This is a genomic window from Sporosarcina sp. SAFN-015 (assembly GCF_059415085.1).
Window position 1 is genome coordinate 111,441 of the sequence record NZ_JBPFDR010000001.1, and the last position, 23,786, is coordinate 135,226.

At 39.8% G+C, this 23,786-nt stretch carries 13 protein-coding genes; 3 read left to right on the plus strand and 10 right to left on the minus strand.

What is annotated here, in order from left to right:
- Nucleotides 1–51: 51 nt before the first annotated feature.
- The 7 genes from ACR65H_RS00530 to ACR65H_RS00560 all read right to left on the minus strand — a co-directional run bounded on the left by ACR65H_RS00530 (nt 52) and on the right by ACR65H_RS00560 (nt 6,287).
- The gene (locus ACR65H_RS00530; RefSeq protein WP_440498104.1) at nt 52–825 is read right to left on the minus strand and encodes a hypothetical protein; all 774 of its coding nucleotides are present in this window, start codon (nt 823–825) and stop codon (nt 52–54) included.
- A 66-nt stretch (nt 826–891) separates the two neighbouring features.
- Nucleotides 892–1,317, minus strand: coding sequence for a hypothetical protein (locus tag ACR65H_RS00535; RefSeq protein WP_440498105.1), 426 nt, complete (start codon nt 1,315–1,317; stop codon nt 892–894).
- Nucleotides 1,318–1,731: 414 nt separating this feature from the next.
- Nucleotides 1,732–2,847 (minus strand): DUF5305 family protein, encoded by a 1,116-nt coding sequence (locus ACR65H_RS00540; protein WP_440498106.1) that lies wholly within the window; start codon nt 2,845–2,847, stop codon nt 1,732–1,734.
- A gap of 197 nt (nt 2,848–3,044) precedes the next feature.
- The gene (locus ACR65H_RS00545) at nt 3,045–3,704 is read right to left on the minus strand and encodes a hypothetical protein (protein ID WP_440498107.1); all 660 of its coding nucleotides are present in this window, start codon (nt 3,702–3,704) and stop codon (nt 3,045–3,047) included.
- A gap of 12 nt (nt 3,705–3,716) precedes the next feature.
- Entirely contained in the window at nt 3,717–4,277 is a 561-nt protein-coding gene (gene sipW, locus ACR65H_RS00550; protein WP_440498108.1) for a signal peptidase I SipW, read from the minus strand.
- Entirely contained in the window at nt 4,246–5,529 is a 1,284-nt protein-coding gene (locus ACR65H_RS00555; protein WP_440498109.1) for a hypothetical protein, read from the minus strand. The genes sipW and ACR65H_RS00555 overlap by 32 nt, the downstream gene beginning before the upstream one ends.
- Nucleotides 5,530–5,690: 161 nt before the next feature.
- Nucleotides 5,691–6,287 carry a TasA family protein gene (locus ACR65H_RS00560; protein ID WP_440498110.1) on the minus strand — a complete coding sequence of 199 codons (597 nt, stop codon included), beginning with the start codon at nt 6,285–6,287 and terminating at the stop codon, nt 5,691–5,693.
- A gap of 514 nt (nt 6,288–6,801) precedes the next feature.
- Between ACR65H_RS00560 and ACR65H_RS00565 the strand changes: the two genes are divergently transcribed.
- Nucleotides 6,802–7,434, plus strand: a complete 633-nt coding sequence (locus ACR65H_RS00565; protein ID WP_440498111.1) for a LuxR C-terminal-related transcriptional regulator — start codon at nt 6,802–6,804, stop codon at nt 7,432–7,434.
- Nucleotides 7,435–7,524: 90 nt separating this feature from the next.
- On the opposite strand, the gene ACR65H_RS00570 is transcribed toward ACR65H_RS00565, so the two are convergent.
- From ACR65H_RS00570 to ACR65H_RS00580, 3 genes are all read right to left on the minus strand, one after another.
- Entirely contained in the window at nt 7,525–14,916 is a 7,392-nt protein-coding gene (locus tag ACR65H_RS00570) for a carboxypeptidase regulatory-like domain-containing protein (protein WP_440498112.1), read from the minus strand.
- 170 nt (nt 14,917–15,086) lie between these two features.
- A complete protein-coding gene (gene uppS, locus ACR65H_RS00575; RefSeq protein ID WP_440498576.1) occupies nt 15,087–15,866 on the minus strand; it encodes an undecaprenyl pyrophosphate synthase in 780 nt (259 codons plus the stop codon).
- A gap of 798 nt (nt 15,867–16,664) precedes the next feature.
- Nucleotides 16,665–18,788, minus strand: coding sequence for an immunoglobulin-like domain-containing protein (locus tag ACR65H_RS00580; RefSeq protein WP_440498113.1), 2,124 nt, complete (start codon nt 18,786–18,788; stop codon nt 16,665–16,667).
- Between the two features lie 827 nt (nt 18,789–19,615).
- Here ACR65H_RS00580 and ACR65H_RS00585 point away from each other — a divergent pair.
- Both ACR65H_RS00585 and ACR65H_RS00590 read left to right on the plus strand, forming a co-directional pair.
- A complete protein-coding gene (locus ACR65H_RS00585; protein WP_440498114.1) occupies nt 19,616–20,776 on the plus strand; it encodes a DUF2599 domain-containing protein in 1,161 nt (386 codons plus the stop codon).
- A 241-nt stretch (nt 20,777–21,017) separates the two neighbouring features.
- A complete protein-coding gene (locus ACR65H_RS00590; RefSeq protein ID WP_440498115.1) occupies nt 21,018–23,678 on the plus strand; it encodes an S-layer homology domain-containing protein in 2,661 nt (886 codons plus the stop codon).
- Nucleotides 23,679–23,786 lie beyond the last annotated feature (108 nt).

Below are 23,786 nucleotides of genomic sequence, written 5' to 3' on the forward strand. Positions count from 1 at the left end.
TTAAAATATTAGGGCCTGGCAAATTAAACGGCAGGCCCTAACAAGTATTATTTATTCATTGATGCTGGAAACGACTTCGTCTAGTGCAGCAATTGCTTCAGCTTCTAGTTCCGCCGCTTTCGTGGCAATTAAGCCTTCTTGTGTTGCAACTAGGTCAGCAAGAATTCCTTCAACTTGTCCACGCACTTCGTCAATCTTCCAATCGATTCGGTTTTTCAAATTACGAGTGTTGATTTCCTGTTGTGTTGCTAACTCGGCAGTCAGTTCTTCTTTTGCAATTCGAATCGCTTCTTCCAACTCAGTAACGGCCGCGTCTTTCGCTGCAGTCAAGTCATTAGTGACTTGTTCAATAGCTGCTTGTCCCTTTTCACCTGTAAATGCAGTTAAATCAGTAGTAGCATATGCTAGCGCTGCGTCTCCAGCTTCTTGAATTTCAAAATAACCTTTAAGGAATTCATTATAGAAAGCTAGTCCTGCACCATCGATCAATTCATCCTTCGTACTTTCCACCGATGCTATCCTGCTTGCTTTTGCATTTGTAATTGCTGTTGTAGCAGCCCCAATTTCACTATCCCTCTTATTATTAATGTCAGTCTCTGCTTCAGTTTTCATTCCGTTATACTCATTTTTCAATCCAGGCAATTGCTCTTGTGCATATTTTGATACATCTGAGTTAATGGCCAATAACGTTTCGCCAAACTTCCCATCGTACCAAGACTTCAAAGCCCCGCCTGCGTCTGTGTTAGCAAATGCCATTCCAACGCCTGATAATAATCCTACCGAAATTGCCCCAGCCAATACTTTTTTCTTAACAGTCATTCCCATTTTATAACTCCCCTTTATATATTATTTTTATTTGTAGGTCCACCCATAGAGTGAACCGTAGAAACCTTACTCTGATAAAATATCTTCCAAAACGTCGAGAAAATCATTTTCGATTTCATTCATCATTTCTAGCAAATCTTCATCATCCATAACCCATTCGCTATTCATCAAGGATTCTTGGGTTTCTGAGATTTGCTGAAGATATTCGCTCTTGTATTTGCTCATTTCATTAAACTTATCTTTTGCAGTTACTTGACCGAAATTCTCAAGCGATTGTTCTGCTTTTTTCATTGACTGTTCTTGCTGTGTGGCTACGGCTTCCTCCAGTAAGGAGATTCCTTGTTGTACCTCTTCACTTGACTGATCAGTAATGAATGCAAATTTCCCTTTAAACGAATGAGCAATATTTAGAGCAAACTCCGACTTAGCATAAATTGAGGTACTTGCGAGCAAAAAGCAGCAAGTTATGAATCCGAACGCAATTCTTTTCATTATCACCTACCCCTTCAGTTAACCATGTTCTTTTGCACTAACTCTCAAGTATCATTTAGCCTACCTAAGATTGATTAGTGGGTTTTTCTATCTGTACTCAGTATAGGTCCTATGATTCTACTCCTCTTCCCTCCTTCGGATACTTTTTCATTCCTCTTTAGTGCTCACATCCATACACTTTCTAATGACTCCTTCTTCTCCCTTTGTGTAAGTCGGTATACTTTTGTACCAGCTGAATTGTTTGTAGATGGGTTAGCTGCCTGTGTAAGACGCATTTATGACAATTCGTTCAGAGGTATTTTCATACAATGAAAAAGTCATCCGTCTTAAACGGATGACTTTCATTCGCGTCAATATACAATTGTAGTGAATAAACAGAATTGCGTGCTGCACAGGCACCAAAATTTTTGCATATTAACCGATTACATAATCTTTTCTATTTGCAAGGTTTTTAGCTGGTCTTGCTGGTGGTATATCGGTGTTCGGCGCATACATGTACACACAGAATAGATCCACTATGAGGTACATTTGGCTATCATCATTCCCATTTTCATAGAAAAATATCGGTTGTTCAATTTCATCCGCAATCTTCAGCATGGATGTAAATGTAGCGAAATGGACAATGGTCTTTCCTGTGAAATCAATTTGTTCCGAAATCGGGATCACCCGCCTTCCGTACTTCTTGCTAAGCCTTTCCGCTTCCGATGTGTCATCATTCACCGGACCCTCGTCCAAATATACGAGCGAAAATAGAATGGACAATATAAGAAGAAGGAATAACGATATACTAATAATTCGTACAAGAAGCAAGGGAATAGATAATCCAAGTATACTGAATGATTTCGTCAGAGTTTGATTTTCATTAGGTTCAATAGCAGTAGAGTAGGCTTTCTCACTAGCAAGTTTAATTTCCTCAGGTAAATAATCGAATATGAGCTTGTCCTGGATATCGAGCTCCTTTACCTTATCCGAGTATTGAAGTTCTCCTTGAATCGTTGGAACGACTTCAAGTTCGTATTTTGGGTGCCTCACTCCCGTTTCATTCTCAACTTGAAGAATAAAAGCATTCACTTGGCCCAAGTCGATTTGATAGGAACTGCTGATAACGGATATATCCGTTCCTTTCCCTTCAAAGCTTTGCTTGTCCTGCAAAGAGAAAGCCCTCTCCCAATTGCCTCCTGCTTTAATAAGTAGTTGAACTTCGTATGATCCCTTGGCGAGTACTTCTTCATCAGCACTTATGATGGATTTTAAATCGATAGGGATTGCAGTAGTGATGTTTTTATATAGTGTCTCGCCAGCCTCTACCGTTCCTCCATTTGGATGAAGGACGTTCGGAGTAACCATTGCTTTATAGTCAAATGCAGTTACCATTTCGGGTATGCCATCTTCAGATTGGGCTGTATTCGCGTTCGGTATGATCCAGGTATAAATAGTTACGATACCTACTATGAGCAATAAAGACAACAGAGAGACAAAAAGTTTCTTATTGTTCTTCTTTAATACAGTTGCTAAGATTCTATTCAGCAAAATCACCCCTCCAAGTCAATATCAGTCCTAATTATCGGCTAGTATAACAATTAAGATAGGAGCATTCCGTCGATTCCTGCGGTGCTATCCCTTCTATTTTTGTCGAATAAATAGATAAGTCGCATTCTCTCTACTCAGCATAAATGAAAAGCCACCCATGCACGTTTCGCCATGCACAGGCAGCCCCCAAAACTTGTCTATTGAGCCAGTTTCATCCTTCTATAATGCCTAACAATCATAAATACAATTCCACCTGTAACCAGCACGGAACCAATTAACATGAAATTAAATATTTTTCCCGACGTAGCTTTCAAGGTAAATCCTGAAGAAGCTAATACCCCACTGTCAATCATCCCTTTTGTCATAGCTTGGACTGCCATCTCTTCTTTCCCTTCCGCTGCAAAAGTGAATGTAAATGCAGATGATAGCCCTTGAAAATCATTTCCAAGATGCTCTGGAAAACGAATTGTAATGTCCAAACTTTCCTCATTGCCACTCACAAGTTTTCTCGCCGGCAACGATTTAAATTCAGACAATTTCCCAGTATACAATTCCACGTCACCGGCTTTTATCTCCACCAATAACTCATTAAATAGCTTCACTTCTCCGTCGTTCTGCAATTTCATTTGATAGTCAAAATCTTTGCTTCCCGTATTTTTGACTATAATCGTCCGAGGCGCCCAGTCGCCGGGCTTCATATTGCTAATGTCGAATAAAGTACCTGTCGGCGAAAGGCTGATGTTCAATTCATTCGTGTCCGTCTCACTCTCACCATCCGCAAATACACTCGCTATTGGTATGAAACATGATCCGCTGATCAATAAAATTAGTGAAAAAAGTCGAAACAACCTGCTCATAATAGTGCCTCCTTATACATCCGCTTGCTTTTTTTGAGGCAGTTCGATTTGAGAAAGAACCTTCCAAATTGTAAAGGCAGAGTAGATAAGCAATAGAAAACCAGGGATCAGCAGTAGTAGTGCTCCATTCTTCGACTGTGCAAAATTTATAAAGTAACCGACGTAAGGCACTGTGAAACCGGTATACTCCGCAACTACATTATCTGCTAAGACCGGATTCATGTCTTCCGCATTATTGTTGTCACCTTTTGTGCGGTAAAGTACATTATCACCACTTTTTACTACTTCGGTAATTCTATGCGTAATCAAAATATCTTCTTCCATGAATGTAATGACGTCGCCTTCTTTAAAATTGGTTTTATCTTCGACCAATTTTACGGAGATGATCGAGCCGGTTTGAATTCCCGGCTCCATGGAACCTGATAGCACTGATTTAAATTGGTAGCCGAAAAGTTGTGGCTCCCCGCCAGACGCTTTCGTGATGACCACAACGGAAGCCACCCCGATCAACAAGATCATCAGTATTGTAGAGACGATGCTATTAATCCATTTCATTATTTTCTTCGTTTTCATTTGTATCCCCCTCTGCTTTCATTGTGTTTTGTTCTGGTTTTTCAGGTATACTCATCTCTTTGTCATAATCACTTTCTATAGGAGGATTTTCCTCAGTTCCATTTTTAGATTCATCTTCTTTCGGTTGTGTTTGAACATCTTCTTCAGGATTTTCTTGCTCTTCTTCTCTGTTGATATCCAAATCATCGCCTACTAAATCGTCTGAATCACTTGGCTCTTTATTTTCCGGTTCAGTTGCCTGTTCATCTTTTAGTTCATCAACGTTCCCGGCTTCATTCTCGGAATCTGCATCGATTTCCTCACAGTCTCCCTCTTCAGACTTGCCATCAACCACATCAGTTCCTGCTTCTTCCTGAGGTGCGTCTACTTGATTTTCATCGCCAATTATATTTTCATCGCCAGATGATGAATCATTATTAGTATCTTCCTGAGGCGTTTCTATTGCATCTTCATTACCTGCATTTGTTTCGTCACTTGATGGTATGTCATTTTGGATTTCTTCCTGAGGAGCCTCTACTTCAACTTCCTCAACAACACTTGTTTCGTCGCTTGATGGTATATCATTTTGAGTTTCCTCCTGAGGCGTTTCTACTTGATCTTCGTTGCCTGCTGAGATATCATTTGGGATTTCTTCTTGAATCTCTTCTACTTCAACCTCAACAGTCGTTTCGTCAACTGGTGAAACATTGTTATCAGTTTCTTCTTGGGGTACTTCAACTTCTTCTTCGTTGCTGCCAGTTGTTTCGTTATCTGACGTGACGTCAGCTTCGACTTGCTCCTGAGGTGTATCTACTTCTCCTTCGCCAGACGATACATCGCCAACATTTTCCTCACTTGGTATTTCCATTTGGGCCCCGCCGTCAACGACTTTCCCTTCATCTGGTGCATCAACGCTTTCTTTTTCTTCTTGGGACGTGTCAGCTTGTGCTTCGCCATCGATAATAGATTCTTCATTTGGCACTTCGCCTACTTCACTTTCATCCAGAGGAATACCTGCCTTGTCTTCGTTGTCGACAGCAGTTTCCTCATCCTTTTCTGTATCCTCCACATCACTGCATGCTTTCTTTACGGGATCCCATACGCCAGCTATAATCATATCGGAAACTTCCGCTTGGCTGCTCAGATAAGCAGACGTGCCAGACGTCATATAACTAGTGCTAAAAATAATTAAATAACCTATGAGTGCCAATTTTAAAGTAAGAAAAAGTCCTTGTTTCCTTTTTCTATATACGCGTATACGCTTTCTTCTCAATTCAATTCCGCCTTTCTAATTTTCTTCACTGGAATTTTCTTAAATATATTCCTCAAGACATAAAAAGAGTTATATGTTGAGAAATAAATATAAGAATAAATTCTGGCGGCTTACTAAAAATAGAAGTAGGGAGGAGAAGGGCTCTCCTCCCAGGTTATAAATTATCTGGATGTTCCAGCTGTCTGTTTTGCATCAAATGTCCATTTCAGTTGTAAATCTGCGCCTTGGTAAGCGTTTTGATCTTCGCCATTGTCATTGAATCTAAACATTACGTGCAATTTATCTTTTGTACCCGCTTTGAGACCGCTCTTTTCTCCACCTTGCCATCCAAACCATCTAGGTGATTCATTTTTAACGGCATCCTCTGTCATATTTGCCAATTCGCTTAACGTCATAGAGTCAATTACGTTGCTCGGTCCAAGAATACTGCTTTTATCTTCGTTAATAAGGAACTCAACTACAATGTGATCCCCAAAACCAGCTACCGATTCTGTGTACTCAGTAGTTAAGAGCACTTTAGAAATATCGAGTGAACCATTATTTTCCAAGTGGAAACCACGATACATCCAGTCACCAGGCTTCAAGTTACCTACATCGATGATTGTTTCAGGGTTCACTGCCAAATCCAATGTACCAGCAGCAAATGAGTTCGTGCTTGTTTCAACGTCATTGAAATAAGCATACGTTCCTCCACCGATCATACTTACAGCCAATGCACCAGTTGCGACACCCATTGCTAGTTTCTTTTTAAGACTCATTTTAAATTCCTCCAATTATTTTAGTTTTTTTGACTTGCGGTATTGCGTTTTGAATCAGTTTTTCTTTTGCTTTGTGAAGCAAATGTGGATCAATGCACCATTTTCATAGTCTGGCAGTTGTTTTGCTTCCACTGTTTCACCTTTGTCTGGAATGATTTCATACAGTTAGTCGAAGAAGTTTAGATTAAGATATTGAGTGCTGTTACATAAGAAACTCATTTCCAGATGAAAGTGAAACTACGCCCATCATCTCCTCCTTTTGCTTCGCTTTATCCACTATGAAGATGGAACTATAGTTAGTATAAACAGAGAAAATCGATTCAACTCCCCTCTAAGGGGTGATTTTTTCGACCTTGGCATTCTACTTTAGGATGATTTATCTAATGCACTTTTGTGTCATTCCATTTAATCGTTCTTTTGGTAGAATATTTGTACTAATTCGTTTGCATGAGTTTAACGGTAAAGATCCAGTACGCGGAACGCTTTTTATTATTGGCGAGGGGGCTATATTGAAATGAGAATTGTAGTAGTGGATGATCAAACACTCATCCGTAAAGGGGTGATTTCAATTCTTCTATTGCAAGACAAATGGGAAGTATCCGGTGAGGCTGGGACCAAGAAAGAAGCGTTACTATTAATTCAAAATGCAAAGCCCGATTTGGCTATCGTTAACTTCCATTTAGGAAAAGATAGCGGTTTGAATGTCATAAGTGAAGCAAGACAAACAGATTCCACTTGTAAATTCGCCATCCTTACCTATTCCAATGACCCCTTGTCCTTCGAGCGCGCAAAGGAATTAGACATAGATGGTTATATTTCACTGAATGCACAACCCGAAGAACTCGTCTATGCCATCCAAGTGATTCAAAGGGGAAGGAAGTATTACGACCCTGACATCATAGACTTACTGATGCAAACACAGAAGAAGCCACAAGTGGATGACCATCTTGCGGAAAAACTTACTTCTAAGGAAAGGGAAGTATTGCAAAAACTTGGTTTGGGATTCTCAAACAGACAAATATCCGAGAGTCTATTCATTTCTGAGAATACGGTGAAGAAGCATGTCAGCCATGTTTTAACGAAGTTAAACCTGGGCGATCGCACACAAGCTGCGCTTTATGCAAATCAAACGGGGTTGGTCAGGTAGATGCTGTTGTCTGTTTTGTAAGGTCGATACTTATACATGGGAATAAAAAAACCCGCCTCCCAAGTTGGGAAGCAGGGCCATTTCATCGTTTTATTCAATTGTAAAAGTTGCCAATACGCCTTCTTTTAAGGTGGCTCCAGTTGCACTCTTAATGTCTTTGCTCACTACAATATAATACACGTGATCTTTTCGATAAGGGGTGGAAGGTGTCAGAACAATTTTATCTGCATTTACTTCTGCTTTGACACCTTCTACTTTCCTACCGTATCGATCGTATACATAAACCGGGATGTCTGTCTTCTTGGAGTCAACATCTGCACTAAACGTAATGGTCCATGGTTTCAACACATTCTTATCAGTTAGATGAGGCTTCCATGATTTATACATATTGTAAGTTGTTTGAAGTTCATCACGCTTTGTGAACAGCTCATTCATTTGAGTTAATTTCCCACTATTTGTAACGAGTAATTTTGCCTCATCACTCAAGTCTTTGTACATTGCATTAGCTCCGATAAGCTCCTGCTCAAATTGCGGTGAGTACTCATCCAATTGGTCAATTAACTCTTCCATTTTCGTTACGACAGTTCCACCATTCGGATCTCCCGAAGTTGTAAATTCAAAGATTGTACTTTCTCCCAATAACTTTCCTGCATAGTCTTCCGCTTCTCCACTTACAACCAACTGGTAAGTTGTATTTGCTTTCAATGCAACTGCCGGTATAAAGGTGAAAGTAGAAGCAACATTTGTATCGGAATCAACCGAGAAGAATCCATCTTCCCCCTTGGAGTCTTTTCCAATGAATCCTGCTTGTTTATCAGCAGGCGTTGAAATAGATTTATAGCCAGCTAGCGATTGCGCTTGAACCATTCCTTCGACTGGCACATCGCTTCCCGCTTCAAACAATTGGACAGTTTGTTTACCTACTTTCATAAAGCGATCAAATTTAACTGTCATATCGTTTTCGGAAACTGTTGCTGTCGTAACCGCTGGGTCAGTAATCCGTACCATCGGGATATTCAACTCAGTTTCCGGTGGTGGAACATTCATCACACGTGAGATATATGGCTCATAGCCATCCTTCGTGAAGATAACTCGCCATTCACCCGTAATAACGTCCCAGCCATATCGACCGGCTTCATCTGTTACTTGGGGATTCACTTGACCGTATTTCTCAGCATCCCATTGTACCCAGTTATCTCCAACTTTTGTTTCGACGACTGCTTGAACACCTTCCAAAGGATTTTCCATGCTGCCTTCGAATACAAAGCCGGATGGGTCAATAAGTACGATAATATTCATCAATGGAAGAGTTACTTCCATGTCGCCTTTTTTGAATGTAACTTGAAGCAGTTGTTCACCGTAAGACGTCCATCGGCCAAGCCTATTTCCATCAAACGTAAACTTATTGTCCTGTCCTTTCTTAAGATCATATTCTTTTCCTAGGAAAGTGATTTTCGCGCTGTCCACTTCTTTATCAAACACAATTTCCGTGTGCAAGGGTGTATGTTCAGTAATAGCGAAAGTCGCGATTCCGGTGTAAGGATTCAATTTCACATCGCCATTCCAGCCAGCGTAAACCGTCACGTCTTTTATTGTCGGAACGTCAGGCACAAACTTTACAGAAACCGGTTTTGACATCGTTGAAATGTCTCCATCAGTAACTTTTGCGGATAACGTGAAATCTTGAGCATTTGTAGAACTTTTCACAGGCAGTTTGATGTCCATGAACCACCACTTGCCATCCACTTTCGTCTGACCAACTAATTGATTATTGGCGTAAACTTCCACATTAGAACCATATTTTGCGTTACCATACACTTTTAGTTTGCTAGTTCCGGTTTGTGCTGGTGCCTCAAGCGTTACGAATACTACTGAAGTATTCACACTTATAATTGAACCGTTTTCCGTTATTTGTGCAGTCGTCGTCAGTGAAGGATCAGCAATATCATCGGCAACTTTACCGGTAAAGGTAATTTTACCTGATTCGCCGGCCTTTATAGTCGGGATAATAATCGTATCACTCGAAATATCTACACCCTTACCGTTTAAAGTCGTAGAATTTGAAATTAACGACAAGCCGTTTGGCAACTGAATATGCACTGGAACATTTTTAGCTTCTGTAGACCCATTATTGCGATAAGACAAAGTGAACTGTACTTCCTCAGCAGGAACGACTGCTGATTTAGCAGCAGCTAAGAAGTTGCCTGCGCCTTCAAAATCTCCGTCTCCTTCAGCTTGTAAATAAACTGTCCCCACATCGCCAGCGTCTCTTCCTTCTACTGTAACAGAAGGATAACCATATGAAGTAAATGTGAGATCGTATACTTTCGTATCTACCAATCCAGTAATCGTGAAAGTACCGTCATCCGCGGTTCTTCCCCAGCCATAGGAGTTCGGGCTACTAGCAGAAACGGAAACGCCGCTAAGTGGTGACCCATTCCTATCCACAACTTTACCAGTAATCGATGCAGACTTAGCTAATTGGATATCTAATTCCGCATTTTCTGTACCCGCTTTAATCGTGTCATTATAAGCAAGATAGATCTGTGAATATATGTTAACTTGAATGGCAGCCGTTTTCGGCAGACCAATCAATTCATATTTTCCATCCATATCCGTCTTAGCTGAACGGTAACTATTTTCACTGTACGCATAAACATCTATGTTCGGAACAGGATTCCCTTGACTATCCGTCACGATACCAGAAATAACACGTCCTTTTTCGAGCTCAACCGCAAAGTTCTGTGTTTTCGTCAAATCGACCTGTTGATTGAAGGACATATAGCCCTCAGTATCGATATGCAACTCATAATCCTCCGCGATTGCCACGTTTTTCAGAACGATATTTCCATTCATGTCTTTCTTTATATTATAGAAATAATAGTTTCCTATCCCACTATATTGATGTTGTTTATAAGTTGTGTAGCTCTGAAGTGAAATTGAGCTCACTTCATCGACATCATTAGGAAGTGAAATTGTTATATCCTTTTCAATAACATCTAGCTTTTCTACTTCGACAAGATAGTCATTCAAATCTTGATTCAGATTAATTGTTGAGTTCGTTGTCAAGTAGGCACCTTGACCATAAACAGTCAGTCTATACTCACCCGCCTGAAGATTTGCGAACTCGGTTTTTCCATCATATGTCTTGAATTTCCCATTAACCGAAGTACCGTAGGCAATAAAGCCATTAGGGCCTGTCAATCGGAGATTTAAACCGTCCTTTATGGCACTCTCCGTTCCTTTGTCTACTAAAGAGAAAACGGCATTTGACGTAGCTGGAATCTCCAAATTTAAAGGATTCATAATAACGGCATCCCCTACGACAATTGATTCCTTAGCATACGACTTTCCACCGATTGATACAGTTACCTTATACGTACCTGCCGGTAACCCTTTTACTTTGAAATTCCCTGACGCGTCGGTCTCTGCAGAATATGTTCGACTAGAAATTAATCTGACGGTTGCATGTCCAACAGCATTTCCATCATTTACACTACCTTGAACGGTAGATCCGACTGCCCATTTATACTCCTGTGTCAGTTCGTCTGTTTTTCCCGTTCCGTCCGTGATAAAACCAGTGATGCTTTCAACAAGTTTCATGCCTTCTTCAACGAGAAACTCGCCTTCATAGGATTTGCTTTCTTCGTTATAAGTAAGCGCAATCTCTTTTTCGGCTCCATCTACAACTACTGTAGCAGTTGCTTTGAATCCTGCTTCATAGGAACCTTCCATCAAGACTTTCAACTTGCTTCCAATTTGAAGGAGTCCACCATTTACACGTTTATCCTCCAAACTAATTTTGGCTACAGCATCTGGTGGCGTCCGGTCAATCGTAAATGCTGTTTCAGCTATTTTTCCAGCTGATTTAGCAATTACTTTATAACTTCCTTCGTCAAGTTCATTGAAGTTATATGAGAATGAACCTTTGTCATTTGCAACAACTTCAACATTGTCAATTACTGTACCGTCTTTATGCAATTCCAACATTACGGTAGCATTCTGATTCGTTGATCCTGCTACAGTAACACTTTCCTCATCAGTCACTGTTCCATATTTCGGAGTCGTCAGTTGGATGAATGGAGAACCATCAGCATCTAATACGACTGTTTCAGTCAACTTGATCGACTTTCCTGACGATGTCGGAATATGGATTTGGATTGTATAGGTACCTGGTTCAACAGACTGTAAATAATGGTTTTGCCCATATCCAGAAGTTTCTTCGGATTTCCAAATGACTTTTCCAGCTTCATCAATGAGTGAGATTGTAGCGGATACTTGATTCCAACTATTAAATAGGCCAATGTAATCTCGAATAGGTTCATTTTCTCCTAATGCACTTAACCTATCACCTTCCACTGCTTGATAGATAGTGCGAACGTTTAACTCACCCGCCATCAGGGAATAAATCGGACGTATCATATAACCATTCGGGACAGACTCAACTCTTACATCATGGATTTTCCCTTGAATTTGATTGGAGAATGAGAATTGTTTCTCTGCTCCATAATCTCCTTCGGGCAATACTACCCTATAACCCCATAAGGTTGAATACTGTTCTTTATCTGCTACGTATAGCTGTATACTCCCTTTCATATTTTGTGGGTAGGAAACAGAGTTGAAAATACGATCCGGTGAAAATAGGAATGAATGACCTTCGGTTGTTTGAAAACCAAAAATAGATTGGTTTTTCTTATCCGCCATAATCGTGTATTTTGTAAATAGTTCATCATTAAAAACAATTTCTTCGTCTTGCTCTATTGTAAACTCTTCCAAAGGCACGATGCTGACATTATTTTTTTCGTCAAACAATATAAAGCTGCCAACGTAAGTGGCATTCGGTAAGTATATATTGAATCCAGCCCCACTATTAGAATAGGTATGAATCGTGTCACCCATTTGGTCAACATTTCGGAGCTCCATTTGCAAATTCGAGCGCTCGCTAGAATTGACCACTTTCAAATGCTGAAGGTCTTCTGAGATTCTTAATGGGTTATCTTTGCGATTCTCCAATAGCTCTTTTCCAGTCATTACTACATCATCTACAACAAAAGTCGACTGTTCATTATTAGACAATCTCATTTGTACTTCGTATTCCGCGGATGGATTAATGATAAGGTTGTTATAGGCAGTAAAATCACCCGCAGGGTAATTCGGATAAAAATAAGTATATGGTGTAAAATTGCCTGCTTGCGGCTTCTCTCTCACCCTAATAGAACCGCTATGCCCTTCGAATTTTCCATATGCTGTGTTCGTATCGAAGAATAATTTCGATAGAAGAGATTGTTGTGGTTCTTGAGCTCCCTCTCCTAAAACAACAAATGGAATATCTAAAGATAGGGCTGCAATGTCTTGGTCAAAGTTTGCACGTAATAATTTTAGTGTATAAGTACCCTTTGGCAACGGTGATGTCAACGGTAGGCTATTCAGTTGATCAGTATTGATTGACTCCCCGACTTGCTCATTTGACTCATCGAAGATTCCGTAAACAAGCTTAAGCACTTCGCCATTTTGACCGCTGTTAATCACCATTTGTTGATGTGCCTGGTTCATGTATTGAATATAGAATATGTTGTTCTTTTCATCGAAGCTAGCTGTTCCTATACTCGGAGTGAATTGTACTTCTTCAGTTGAGCCACTCCACACTAATACATTGCTCGAATAAAAGAATTCCTCATCATATACAACTAAACGGACAGTCCGTGCAGCCTCTTTCTCACTTCCGCCCAGCCGCAACTCGTTATACTGCTCTTTTTCAGATATAAATCCTAACGTTGCATTAGGGTAGCTTGAAAGCGGTTTTAATGATTGCCATTCCTCATTCGTAAGATCAACATTCCCTAGATTTTCATCTACGATATCCGACCAAATATACCCATTATTATTAGCGTCTTTCCCGATCCATGTCATTTGAATCTGAAGATCACTGGAAATACTCCATTCATTTCCATCCAGTTCTATTAAGCGCGAATAATAGTTCTCATCTGATTCACCAAGGTTAATTTTTGTATTAACAGTCTCAAGAACTCCCGCATTCACTCCAATTGGTTTTAGATCCTCGGCCGAGAAATGAATATTCTTATCTGATTGACCAATAAATTTCTTTGTATACGCAATCTTTTCCTTATCATTGACAAGGGTGAGCAAATACTCTTTCCCATCAAGCACGTATGCATCCGGAATAAATGTTTCATAAATACCATTATCCAACTGAACTTCTGCTGTTTTTACCGGCTGCACCTGTTTGTATCCGGAATAACTTCGAATTTCATAGAGCACAACTTTTCCTGATTCCAACGGAGAACCTGTCGCGTTTTCAGCTGTAATGACAGTTCCCTTTAACGTGTTTAGTGCGGAATTGATATGTAATTCTTTAGATGCTGTCAGCGTCTTGCCATTTAGTTGAAGAGCCGCCTCGAGTATATAAGAACCGGATTTGATTGCATCTAATTCTTTATCCCCGTGCAAATATGAACTTTCCCATTCAGTAACCACACCTTCATCGTTACGTAAAACAAAGGATACTGGACTACTAGAGTTATATGAGTCAGCTTGGAAATCTCCAGACTTCATTTGCAGATTATAGTTTAAATTCACTGTAGTATCATAGGCATGATGATTTACGTTTTCGAAGTCTAAACTATCTGGCTCAGTCGGTAAGATAATTGTATTATTACCATTAACGTCAAAAGTGCTGGTCCAGCGGATGCCATTTATATAGGATGATACTTCATAGGTTCCATTGGCAATGACAACTGTTTCTTGTTCATCTTTAAACAAATTGAAATGAGTTTGAGTTTCACTTTGATAGAAAAGTAAGGACTCATAATCACCCTCAATTGTTAGCTCGGAGCTATCTCCTAGCAAACTTGAAAGAGTTACATCTTGTCCCAATATCAGTTGGCTTTTTAGAAGATACTTCTTTCCATCCAATTTTCCTTGTATCGACAAAGGAGCTGTAAATGGACCTGATGACACTAATCGTACGTTGTTATCAAGATATAAACTAGAACTCTGAGTTTTTTGATCGTTATAATAGAACATTTGCACGTTAATATCCGAAAAAGCTTCAATATCCGGTAAAATATTACTTTCATATAAAATGTCATGAGCCGGAATTGTAAATTCAGCCGTTTCATCAGAAACCGCAATCTCTTCTATCAAATGATAGTGTTCACCATTATCAATATAATCGAGTGATATTAATACTTTTCGGTAAGGATCTGAACTAACGGTATAGGCTTTCCCAGTTAGCAGGACGCTTCCGTTATCCAGAGATACAGAGTTGAAATATGTTGTTTCATAATCTGATATCATCCTCCCTTCAGCCCAGTTGATAGTCCTACTATCTGATCCTGGATGAACAATAATGCTGTACTCAATAGGTTCACTATTAGCTACAGCAAGAGATGGTGCAATTGTTGTGAACACGAGCAATATTGCACACAATAGGCGAAAAATGCCACCTTTTAATTTCCCCAAATCTACTCAACCTCCTTTATGTAGGCGTGACTATATAATCAAGCCATTAATCCTAATAGTAATCTATCGATTAGGTATTATCAATCAGCAAAAAGGAAGTTGTTTCATGTTTTTCTACTACCTGTAGATAAATAAAAGGGATGTCCAATAAGGACAGCCCTCTACTATTCTTATCTAATTTTTCGATTTATCCCCTTTTTTTCTTCATCTACACACCCAAACCGACGATTGCGCAGTTGGAAGTCTTCAATTGCTTCCAAGAGGCATTGCTCGTTATAGTCTGGCCAATAGACATCGGTAAACGTGAATTCTGCGTAAGCAAGCTGCCAAAGCATAAAATTCGAAAGCCTAATTTCACCACTCGTACGAATCAATAGATCCGGCTCAGGCAAATGGGATGTCATGAGACATGACTCAATCAAGGATTCGTCTATATCCTCCAATTCAATCTGATTTGTCATCGCCAACTCACCTATACGTTTTACAACATTTACGAGTTCCAATCGACTTCCATAGTTCATGGCAAAATTCAATATGAGACCATCATTATGCTCCGTTGCTTTCCTTGCATTTTCAATTGCTTGCTGGGTATGCGTCGGCAGCGCATCAAAATTGCCGATCATCTCCACTTTAACATTCTCTTCTATTAACTCGGGTAAGTATGTAGTTAGAAACTCTCCCGGGAGCTTCATTAGGAAATCGACTTCAAATCTCGGCCTCTTCCAATTTTCCGTGGAAAACGCATAAAGGGTCAATACTTTAATGCCGAGTTCATTCGCAAAACGGGTAATTTTACGGACTGTCTTCATACCTTCATGATGGCCAGCAACCCGAGGAAGATTGCGTTGCTTCGCCCAACGACCATTTCCATCCATTATGATGGCCACGTGATCCGGCATCTCCTTCTGCAAAGCTATATCCAATCTATCTGAAAAATCATCAAGTATCATTGGCTCCGATTTTTTCCAAAGAAACTTATCAAGCATGTTGTATCCTCCACTCTGCTTTTCCACGTCAAATGTCCGAGGGAATCTGAAATTGTCGATAGAATAACGAACTCTTTCAGTCTAAATTAAAAAAGGTATTTCACTAGACTCAATTTTACCATATGTAAGTTGCCTATATGAACATTCTATAAGGATTGAATAGTAGAACTACTCTATCACCAAAGTCTCATGACTGGAATTCAAATACAAATTAATAGTTTCATTGTACCATATACCTTTACAAAGGTTTATCATTCTTTTTTCCGACTAATGACTACTTCCTAATCGAAATAAACCCAGACTCCCTGATCTGAAGGCAGAGTTTAATAATAAGTTACTCCGTAATCATTAATGTCGCTAAGATACCTTGTTTAATTACATTTGTTAATTGTTTTCAAGGTCTTTACTAATGCCCACAAATCAATGTATCTCATACTAGTAAACTGATGAGTAGTATCTCTTTGCTCCACGAACTACCGTCCATCTTCAAGTGTTTTTATACTTTCCCAACTTAAAGACGATTCTTTCTACTAGATACCTCTGAAGATCAAAATATCTCATCCCATAGACCTCTTCAAAAGCTTCTTCTGCATTCATTGTCGTTATTTTTGTTTTTGTACTTCAAATCTCAAGTATTGATTAATCTTTAGTTATAAAGCAGGGTTGCTCGCGAGTAAAAATAGGAATTTAAACAAAGAAATACCCGGCAACCTACTACAATTGGTTGCCGGGCTTCTTTGTATCGGATTACAATTTACTCCATTATTCTATAGTAAACTTATATTTTATCGGTTTGCTCAATGTATCACCCGAACTAGATTTCACTTTACCTTCAATATACAAGTAATAGGTTTGCCCTTTACTATACCCCGCTTCAGGAGCTTTGACAGTTACCGAGTTCCGATTTTCGTTCACCATGACTTTAATGCCTGACACTTCTTGTTGATTATGATGAACATAGATCGTATTTAAATCGATGGTCGTTGAATCGACTTCTTTGCTAAATTGGATCGTCCAATCTTTATTGGACGGGACAGGTTTCTCAGATTCCCAGAAAGTGTAACCATCATTAGGCTCTACTACAGTAACTATTCGGACTTTCACAGTTTCGTTCCCTGCCTGGTCTGAAACTTTATAAGTCAATTTATAGATTCCGACTTTACTTGTATCGACTACGCCCTCTATAACGATGGATTTTGTCAAATCACCATCAATATCATCATACGCTGTAATGTTCTTTCTTGCATCGAATGGTTCATGGAGTCCAATGGTCACATCTTCAATTCCAGTTAACTGGGGCGGCATTGTATCAATCGTCCCTGGTTGCTCTTCTGTGAACAGTACTTGCCAATCTCCATCTCCATCAAACCGAATTTCATTGTTTTTCTGAATGGTGATCGGTATTTTCTTTTTCTCTTGGAATAGCGGACTTTCTATCGTTAAGATATAGTCACCCGCCACAATCGATTGATATGTCCATTGCATACGGCCTTCATACTTAAGAAACAGTTGGCTATCTTTCTCTATCGTCACTATTGAATCTGGATCTTCTCCACTATCTAAATTTACGCCTATGAAATTAGTCCCTTGATATTTTGTAAAATAAATATCTTGCACTGCAATGGAATTAGCTGTCGTAAAGGACCAAGAACGGGAAACGTCCTTATTTTCACCCATTTTATCTTTTACGTGCGCGTTCACATCTACATAATATGTCTGGCCAGGTACAAGCGGTGATTTTGGTATTAGAAATACATGATGTTTCCCTTCATTATCCTTATCCGGTGTAACGTCGTAAAACGAGATATTCCGGTTATTCCCGTCTTTTAATGATAGACTATCTACGATCAACTGATCGCTGCTTTCATTCGTAAAGTAAGCGTAGCTGATTGGATAGCCAACATGCACTCTGTCTATTCCCCAAAAGCGCAAAGGGTTCGGATTTTCCGCAACATACCAAGAGGCTTTTGCATCCTTTTGCTTGTCATATGGATAGACGACGACTTCTGCCTTTTGGTCCGGCTCAGTATAGCTACCATAATTGATGACGATATCCCCGCGATTATTATAGCCTGTACCTGCCAGACGATTACGTGGATCAATGATGCTTAATCGGTGATATGGTGCATCCATCAAATCATCAACGCCCATTGCTCCCGTTTTCTTTTGATATGTGATACCTTCTCCAGCATTCCCGTCAAAACCGAAATAGCTTGCACGGTCCCATGGATGACTGCCTGTAAATCCAACTCCATTCGGTTGTTCTCCATGACCTGTAACATTATTGGATGCCAAATAGTTGGTATGTGCTTGTGCCGCTTTTTGTAAGTTCACTGAGACAGTATAATATCGTAAGGAAAGGGCGGCACGATATTTATTCAACCTTAAAATCGACTCATCTTGGACAGCATTGAGCAAGTTTCGATTTTTTGCTTCGAACGGATTTACCGGGTTAGGATCCACAGTAAATGACCATTTTGTGATATCGTACCTTTGCCCATAGACATATAACTGGACTGCAACTTCATGGGACCCGGTGAGGTTACTAGTTTGATAAGTTAAATTGCCTGATGCTTTATCGTACGTAGCGCCAACCTGAACACCATCCACCAACATACGTAGGTCATAGTCTGCATCCCCAGTGATCTTTATGTAATAGGAAATAAAAGGCGATGAGATGCCGGTAAGGCCATTCGGTTTCCCCTCAAGTGCATACTGCCAAGATATACCACTTGCACTTTTATTCGTAAGTTCGGTAATCGGTGTGGGTTCCTGGCTTGGTGTTTTCGGAAACGGCGCTATCTCGTTTGCTGATGTAATGGGCGATACAGTTAGAAAAGCAATAAACATTATCAGCAGGAAATATATAGACTTCATCTTTTTCATAGGTACCATCCTCTCTTTTTCTATCATCATATCATGAATGAGTAGATTGATTGGTTGATTAGATATTTCAATAAAAAATTGCTTGTGAATAGAAAAAATAAAAGGCGTTCCTTTCCATGATAATAAGTTTTGAACTACTGAACTACATGAAGAAGGGAACGTCGACATCAAAATACCCTTCCATATCACCAATGCAGTAACCTAGATTCGAAAAACTACCCAAAATACCTATAATATAAATAGATTTGGTGTAATTCAGAAATATATCGTATCAATAATTATGCTTATAATACTAGAAGGTTATCAAATATTGAGAGCTGAATAAATTTGAAGAGATTGAGGTTATTTTCTTTTACAATGTTGTTTTTAATATTCACTTTCACCTATGCTTTTGCTGCCAACACCACAAAGCCCCTTCCTAAAAGGTAGTCAATGCCAGAATGCAATGGTTCTTTTTCTTCTCCCCATGGGTAACGACATGAAATTCTAAGGACCAAACTTCAGCACCCGATGATTCCACATGTTCGCTTACCCCTCTTTTTCTCCACTAGACATTATTATAGAACAATCGAATACCCCGCCGACCATTTCAATTGGTACTACTTTAACTAATTTTACCGCTCCATTCTCATAAACGTACTAGGTATTCTAAATCTATTGCTACTATGGTGAAATCAGGTATAGATGATGTCTTCACATGTACCCATAATTTGTTCAAAATCGTGAGAAGTGCCTAAAAGCAGTACTATTTCCAATCATATCCCTATGATAGTCATGTTTCGATTATGCCACGATAACTGAGAATAATAAGAGAAAAGGATGGAATATTGACGGGTCTTAAGGGAGTAAGAGGAATTGCGAGTATATGGATACTTTCAGCAGGGTTGGTACTGTCGACTGGGCTTTCGGGAAATGTGGTAGAAGTATCAGCCGAAGAAAGTGTAAAGGTTCTGAACAAGTATCAGGAGGCACATATTACGCGGAAAGATGTTCTCAAAGCATTAGAAGGATACACCGGGGACAGATCTAGAAATGGGTTAATGGAGTATGGCTTGAAGACTGGAGATATGAGTCTTTTCCATGCTGTAGATGCGATGTACCGACCTGCATTTTACGATATTGTGAATGGAAAGTTTGTAAAGAATAAATTCTATTATGGTGCATTGATTGATAAGCATATTCAAAGCATTGATCAATACTTCGTGGACTTTAGTTATGCAACAGGAATACAACTTAAAGAGAAAGAAGACAAGAGGTTATGGGAGCTAGTGGAAAAGTATAAAAAAGCTCCTGGGCTCATTCCTTATGTAATAGGGTTTACAAATACAAAACAAAATGCCGATAAATATGGCGTTGAAGAGACACCAATTGATTTTTTCAATAGTAAGTGGAATCATCCTGATGTCATGACAAAAGGAAGATTTAGTAATAAAGACAATGTGATTACTGAAAATAAAAGAGAAGAAGGTTTAAAAGAATTAGAAGGAAATTCGGATTTTATTTATGAAAAATCTGCTCCTATAGAGGAATCCCCACTAGAAGAAGATGAAATCATCCCCGAACAGCCTGAAGTGGATAATGGAGATGGGGCAGAGGGAGAAAAAGACGTAACTGAAGATGAGAGTATCGGGGATCAAGAGACGGATGAGCAAATCGGCGGGATTGATTCAAAGTTTGGCAAAGACCATTACTTTGAAAAGATTGAGTGGATTGATAGACAAGGCACAATTTCATTGAGTATTTATCCAAAATTCCCGGCGTTCAAAAAAGAGAATGGGAAACTGGATGAACAGCGCATTCAACATTCTTTTGATGTAATTGAGAGCGAATACGGCATAGATGAAAAGTGGAACAATACTAATTCGATGAGGATGCAATATGAGTGCCATGTATATTTTGCGGGAGAGGGTAAAGTGCCGTGGAATATTGAACCACACCGCACAGAGTCACGTTTTTTGGAAACAGTATTGAAGTCGTGCAATCCATAAAAGCATTTTCATAAAAAGCGACAAAATCAACTACATAGCTGGTTTTGTCGCTTTATTTTTCGAATCATAACGCACCGCCAAAAACACCATGGTATTCTTCAATATCGATGTAAAATCTCCGATTTACAGAATTGTTGAATTAATCTACCAGAAGAACTATACTAGAAATATAGATCGTTTTTCCACTTTTTACCCACAAAAACATATATAAGTAGTACCACAACACTATAGGGGGCTTAAAATGAAAAAGTTAAATCACAGAAAACTATTCAAGGCGACGCTGGTGACAGCAGTAGCAGGAGGAGCTATCGTTGCGGTTGCACCAGCCAATACGGAAGCTGCGACACGAACATTCTCGGATGTTAAGGATATCCCGAGCCACCACTTTTATGAGGCCGTTATGGATTTGTCTTCACGGGGTATTATTGGTGGTTACCCAGATGGTACATTCAAACCGGGCCAAAGTATCAGTCGGCAGCATGCAGCAAAATTCTTAGCGCTGACACTCGGACTAGACACAGTAAATGTGAAGGATCCAGGGTTCAAAGACGTCAACAAAAATAACCCATACTATGGAGCCATTGCAGCGCTGGTTGAAGCGGGAATCATTTCAGGTTATGCAGATAACACATTCAAGCCTAATGACAACTTGACAAGAACACAGATGGCTAAAATGCTTGTCCTCGGGTTTAATCTTAAGTCACAAGGTGAACAGAACAACCCGTTTAATGATATCAGTGCTAGTAACTGGAATAAAAGCTTCGTTCAAGTATTGTACACTAACAATATTACGTCCGGAACTACGCCAACAACCTTCTCGCCAAATGCATTTGTAACACGCGGACAATTGGCTTCCTTCCTTTTTAGAAGTGAAGCTGCGACACAAGGATCGAAACCAATGCCGGAACCAGAGCCTGTCCCGGAAGTATCCAATCCAAACCAGAAAGCATTAGATGCAGCCTACTTCCAAGTTACAGGTGGTACATTAGAGATTTCATATGGAGACAATGCAACGGATGAGCAAAAATTAGCCGCTGTCCAAACGTATGCAACTTCCCTCATCAAGGAACAAGGTGTTGTTGCAAAGGTGACCAAGGGCAAACGAGCGGGGCTTTATGTAGTGACCTTGACAAAAGGTGGAGCGAAAGTAGAAAAAACCATCACTATTAAATTCGAATCAAAAGCAGGCACCCATTACATTAAGGAAGTGAAAGCGCTTAACGCTAAACAGGTTGAAGTGACGTTTGCAACCCCAATTTCGAAGTCAACTGTCGTGGATGGTCGGAACGTCGTTCAGAATATCACGTTCTCAACAAACACCGGGTCGGCTTCGAATCCCGGACAACTTACGGGTGTTTTATCAACAGACGGGAAAACATTAACGATTACAGCAAGTGGGACTTTCAATGGCGAGTATACATTCTCGGCAACAGACTCTATTAAATCTACAACAAACGAACCGCTTGATAAGTACACGGCAACCGTGAAGTTACATGACACGATAGCACCTAGATTAGTGTCCGGCTCTGCCTCGGCAAAAACATCGACGACTTCGTTTTCTCTATTTTTCGATGAGCCTGTGAATGCAACAGGTGCTACCGCTTATGTCAACAATACCGTTGCTACGATTACGAACAATCCGACAGACCCTAAACGTTTAGACATTACAACACGTACAGCAGTTCAAGTAGGCGCGACCGCAAGAATTTCCGTGACAAATGTGAAGGATTATAACAGCAATTCGACATCTCCAAATCCGGTGGAAACAACTATTACAGTTGTCGCTGATAAGAATGCTCCAACTGTAACAAATGCAAAAGTCACAGCTGACCATAAGATCGAAGTAACATACGATAAAGACATGGACATCTCTTCATTCGCAGGCAAAGCTAGAATCGTCCATGCAAATGGCTCAGTCACCCAGCTCACGGCATCAGCAGGCTGGAATGCCAGAACAGTGATCTTATCGGGCGAGTCATCCATCTACAATAATATGTACAATAGCGTACTCTATATTGATGCTGACGTGAAAGACACGGCTGGCTATAGTACAGCTCTATACTCAACGAACCTGAACTTCAATCAGGACACAATTCCCCCGAGAGTGTACGGGATTGCAAGCGGTCAGGTACAATGGGACATGCAAACTGTTACATTTACAATATCCGATGAAAATAGCGGTGTTAACCTGGACAGCGTGAAAGACATCTATAACTATACATGGGATGGCCGTTCATTACCGTCAAACTCCTATGTATCGACATCCATCTTGTCTGGTTCGTCCGATAAAGCGACATCTGTCGCTGTAATAGTCCATATACCCATTAATAGTATTTCAACTAAAACAGCTGCATTTACAGTGAACCATATTCGAGATAATGCCGGAAATGGTATGGTCCATGCCGTAAGCGAATACATTACACTCGGAAACGACTTTTATAATCAACCAGAATTCACCTCTGCTTCAGTCAGCGGCTATGACAACAGTTCACTTATACTCACTTTTAGTAAGACAATGGATGGGAATACAGTAGATGCAAACGATTTTGAAATCATATTAAACGGATACAGTATACCATCTCACTTGATAACGCCTTTGTACAGTTATGATTACATGACATTCACTACCGGCATAACAGCGTCAGTTAAAAATTATACGAATGCAAATGGTAACGATGAGCATAGCATTTACTTAGATCTAGACGGCAACGGAGAATATGATCTCGGGGAATTAGTTCTCGAGGTTGTTGACGGGCATAACTTATATGACTCAGTTCCGGTAAATTTGTACGGGCATTATGTATCAAGCCTTACTGTAAGACTTATCCAAGATTCCTATACACCTGCGAAAGATTATATCGGCAACTATGCCCGGTATGGCCAACAATACAGTATACGGTAAACAAAATGGGTATCCACTTAAAAAAAGAGTTAGTAAGACTAAACAATCTTGAATGAAAATAAATACTTTAAAAGCAGATATGCATGATTGGTCAAACTATCATCTTAT